We start from the raw sequence: 3,489 nt of genomic DNA, 5'->3' as shown, positions 1-3,489 counted from the left end.
ATTATCCAAAATATTAAGACTGATATTAAAATAAAAATAGAAAATATTTGCCCCTGTGAAAAACCCAAAACAAATACGCCTCTGTCATCCCCCCTGAAGAATTCAAGAATAAACCGGGACAGGCCGTAAAGCAAAAAGTAAGTTAAAAATATTTTTCCATTTGAGGGTTTTTTCCTATCATAAAAAATCAATATTAGAAATATTAAAAGGTTTATTAGCGCTTCATAAAGCTGGGCCGGATGCAAAAAAGTATTTAATGGAGCAAGGCTTTCTTTGTCAGTAAATTTTACTGCCCAAGGCAGTGTACAGCCCTTTCCGTAGCAGCATCCCGCAAGGAAACATCCGATCCGCCCAAAAAAATGGCCTAAAGCTAATGCCGGCGCTGAAATATCGGCAATTGTAAAAAAGTTCAATTTTTTAAAATAAATATATGAAACTGCTGTTATAAAACCGAAAATCAAACCGCCGTAAAAAACCATCCCGCCTTCCCAGATTTTAACGATATTTAATAGATCCTTTGAGTAATAAGTCCAATTAATTAAAACGTACCATATCCTGCCGCCGAGAATACCCGCAAGCACTGTATAAAAAAATAAGTCTATAATTATATTTTCCGGTATATTTTTTTGTTTAGCTTTATAAAGCAGAAATGTTAAAGCAGAAAAAAAACCTAAGGCAAGCATAAACCCGTAAGAGTGAAGGGTAAAATTTCCAATTTTTAATATGGCCGGAAACATTTTAAATTTCCTTTATCTTATTTTTCTCTTTTGAGGAAAGAGCACTAATTAACAGGATTATTCCGCCTATTGTTATACAGGAATCGGCAAGGTTGAAGGCAGGCCAGTGATAAGTTCCGATGTAAAAATCTAAGAAATCAACAACATAACCGCGAAAAAGACGGTCAATGAGATTTCCAATTGCTCCTGAAAAGATCAGCAGAAGAGATAAATTAACCGTCTTAGATATGTTTTCAATATTTTTTAAATACCATGAAACTAATAACGAAAGAATTACAACAGTGAATATCAGGAAAAAAATATTTGACCCTTGAAATAAACTGAATGCTATTCCTGTATTAGTTACATAAGTTAATCTAAAAAACGGCAAAATCTCAATACTTGAACCGACTAAAAACGCGGAACTGATTATATATTTGGTCAGTTGATCCAATAAAATTAGCAAACAAATTAAAACTATTGATCTTTTCTTCAATTTTTTTCCTCTCAAGTTCTTTTTTTACCGATTACCGTTTCACACCTCGGGCAAAGATCTTCATCACTAACATCTTTTATATATCTCCAGCATCTCGCACATTTTTTAAATGAAGATTTAGAATTTGCGCGGATTTGAGTTTCCGAGATTTTATCGGATGGCAGCAAGGTTATATCCCACGTCCCAAAAACCATAGGAAGAATTTCTTTGTTGGCAAATAGATATTCTTCCTCAGCGGTAAAAGAAATTTCAAGCGCAGCCTCAAGATTTGAACCGATAATTTTTTCTTTCCTCAAGTTTTCAAATGCCAGAAGGGCTTTTTCTCTCAAGTCAAGAAGCCTGTCCCATTTTTCTTCCACACTTTTATGCAGGTCAAATTCCCTATGAAATGAAGGATAAGGAGCAAGAAAAACCGATTGTTCAAAAGAGTCGCTTTTTTCTCTTAATTCAAGCCACGCCTCTTCAGATGTAAAAGAAAGTATAGGCGAAAGAAGCCTGATCAGAACTGATGAAATTTTTAAAAATGTCGTTTGCGCGCTCTTTCGCTGCAAGGAAGATGGTGAATCGCAATAAAGGCAGTCTTTTAAAGTATCCAGGTAAAATCCGCTTAAAAAAACCGTGCAAAATGTATTTATAGCTATAGATGATTTATGAAATTCATAATTTTCATAGGCGTCTTTAACCTGCAAAATTACGTCTTGAAGCCTGTCCAGTGCAAATTTATCAATTTCCGTTAAATTTTCGTAAGGCAATGCGTTCGGAATAGAAAAATCGTTAAGATTGCCTAAAAGAAATCGGATAGTATTCCTTATTTTTCTGTAGGTATCCACCAGCCCGTTTATTATTTCGGGAGATATCCTGATATCTTCACGGTAGTCGCTTGTTGCAACCCAAAGCCTTAAGACGTCTGCACCGTATTTTTTTATTATGTCATCGGGCGAAATTACATTTCCCAAGGATTTAGACATTTTCCTTCCCTCGCCGTCAACTACAAAACCGTGAGTTAGAACAGTCTTATAAGGCGGTGCCTTTCTTAAAGCAATCGCAGGAAGAAGTGATGTCTGAAACCAGCCTCTGTGCTGGTCGGATCCTTCAAGGTACATATCAGCCGGCCAGGAAAGTACCGGATAATTTCCGCTGGCAAGAACAGCTTCATGCGAAACGCCTGAATCAAACCAAACATCAAGGATATCCTGCTCTTTTCTGCAGTCAGTACTCCCGCATTTTACGCATTTTGTTTTAAAAATACTTGTTAATTCGCTGCAGGATTTTTCAAACCACACGTTTGAACCTTGTTCCGTGAAAAGTTTGGAGACATAATCAATCAGTTTATCGTCCAAAATCGGTTCATTGCACTTATCGCAGTAAAAAACGGGAATAGGAACTCCCCAAAGCCTTTGACGGCTCAAACACCAGTCAGGCCTTACTTCAAGCATGCCTGAAATTCTTTTTTCGCCGTACGAGGGCACCCATTTTACTTCTTTCACCTTTTCCAGCATTTTCTTTCTAAGGTCATCATGCTCAACGCTCATAAACCACTGAGGAGTGGCACGAAAAATAATCGGTTTTTTGCACCGCCAGCAGTGAGGATAAGAATGCACAATTTTTTCTTCATGCAGGATTTTCTTTTCTTCCTTAAGCTTAGCTATGATAAGCTCATTGGCAACAAAAACTTTTTTTCCTTCAAATTCTTTTACTTCTTCGGTAAAAGCTCCTTTATCATCAACGGGAGATATTATCGGAAGCTTGTATTTCAAACCGGCGATATAATCGTCCTGACCGTGGCCTGGGGCAATATGGACAACTCCTGTTCCGTCTTCAAAGCTGACAAAATCAGCTAAAATTCCTAATGAGTCCCGCTCAAGAACAGGATTTTTGCATACTATCCCTTCCATGTCCTTACCGACAAATTTATTTAATATCTCGTATTTTTTTGCGCCTATTTTTTCGCAGACTACGGGTAAAAGTCTTTGGGACAAAACAAGATACTCCGGTTCTTTCCCGTCAAATTCTATTTTTGTAAAACAATAATCGGCTTCAGGCATGAAAGCGAGGGCAACGTTTGCGGGAAGAGTCCATGGTGTTGTAGTCCAAATTAAAACCGACGGATTTTCATCTAAAGAAAAAGAAGCATTCTTAGGAAGCTTTGATATTTTGAATTTAACAAATATGGAATGTGAGGTATGATCGGCATATTCAACTTCTGCATCTGCTAAAGCAGTTTCGCAGTTTGGGCACCAGTAAACAGGTTTTTTCTGCCGGTAAATATATCCTTCT

General features: G+C 37.2%; 3 protein-coding genes. All 3 read right to left on the bottom strand.

Annotation, left to right across the window (positions count from 1 at the left end; genetic code table 11):
• On the bottom strand, positions 1-737 hold a 737-nt coding region (lgt, locus tag NT145_00440), incomplete at its 3' end, for a prolipoprotein diacylglyceryl transferase (protein MCX5781166.1).
• A gap of 1 nt (position 738) precedes the next feature.
• Positions 739-1,212: a signal peptidase II gene (lspA, locus tag NT145_00435; GenBank protein ID MCX5781165.1), complete on the bottom strand. Its 474-nt coding sequence runs from the start codon at positions 1,210-1,212 to the stop codon at positions 739-741.
• A gap of 11 nt (positions 1,213-1,223) precedes the next feature.
• On the bottom strand, positions 1,224-3,489 hold a 2,266-nt coding region (gene ileS, locus NT145_00430; protein MCX5781164.1), incomplete at its 5' end, for an isoleucine--tRNA ligase.

The sequence above is a fragment of the Elusimicrobiota bacterium genome (assembly GCA_026388075.1).
Lineage (GTDB): Bacteria > Elusimicrobiota > Endomicrobiia > Endomicrobiales > JAPLKN01 > JAPLKN01.
The sequence above is the reverse complement of the archived record's forward strand: the minus strand, read 5'-3'. Positions and strand labels throughout refer to the sequence as shown.